Annotated in this window: 2 protein-coding genes; both read right to left on the bottom strand. The window is 51.4% G+C overall.

Translation table 11 applies throughout. The annotated features are described in order from the left end of the window. Positions 1-254 (bottom strand): hypothetical protein (locus CXQ96_RS18245; RefSeq protein ID WP_146070949.1); only part of this gene is annotated, 254 nt, incomplete at its 3' end. Between the two features lie 115 nt (positions 255-369). Next, on the bottom strand, positions 370-723 hold the full coding sequence (locus tag CXQ96_RS18240; RefSeq protein ID WP_104112152.1) for a hypothetical protein: 354 nt from the start codon (positions 721-723) through the stop codon (positions 370-372). Positions 724-848 lie beyond the last annotated feature (125 nt).

Raw genomic sequence — 848 nt, 5'->3', positions numbered from 1 at the left:
CCGGCCTTGCGCTCTCTGTCGACAATGTCCCAGATTACGTATCCGATCTGTTCTTGAAGATAGGCCAGCGCTGCAAGCTGCCTTGTGTCCTCGTTTGAATGGCTGAGACTCGCCATTGAATCGGAGTGCGCCTGAGCGAATGAATGGAGCGTGTTTTCTTCGTCCTTTTGGCTGTGTGAGAGGTCGGCGTTATCGAAGTATTGGCCAAGAATCCGGGCCGCTTCGATCGCTTGCTGAGTGCTAGGAGTAGTCATAAATCAAACGTATGTCAAGAATAGTTGACTGTCAAGAAAAGTTGACATAGGCGTAAAAATGGGCGATTCCTGGGCATCAATTCGATACTCAGGAACCGCCCATATGGAGAGTGTTTTACAGCATCATGTCCAGCGAGGACAACGGTTTGTGCCTCCATTGGTAAGTGGTGTTTCGGGAGACCTCGACAAGTTCCGCTGCTTCTCGTTGGGTCTGTCCGGCGTTCATTGCTATTTCCGCAAGTAGTCGGCGGAGGTGTTGGCCGTGATTAGCTCCGGAAACGATGAGCTTGGCCGCTTCTTGCTGGCGTTCGTAGCCATTGCGTGATGACTGAACAGTCCGCAAAGCCTTTGTGTAGGTGTCGATGAGTTCTTGAATATCGCGAGAAAGGCCCACTACATCTGTCACGTCCTTTGCGGGGTAATAGAGGGCATCTTCGTATACGGGTTCAGGGGCTGGTTTAGGTGTCATGGTTCCACTGTAGCCCTTTGCGCTTTCATCGAGCAACGTGGTACGTTTTTCTCGGTTGCTCGATTACCGGGCAAACTGAACCTATGAAAAGAGACTCACCATGAGCAAGCAGATCACTCCCGGAG

The sequence above is a fragment of the Arthrobacter sp. B1805 genome (assembly GCF_002929745.1).
Classification (GTDB): Bacteria; Actinomycetota; Actinomycetes; order Actinomycetales; family Micrococcaceae; genus Arthrobacter_D.
This window is presented reverse-complemented; position numbering and strand designations above follow the sequence as displayed.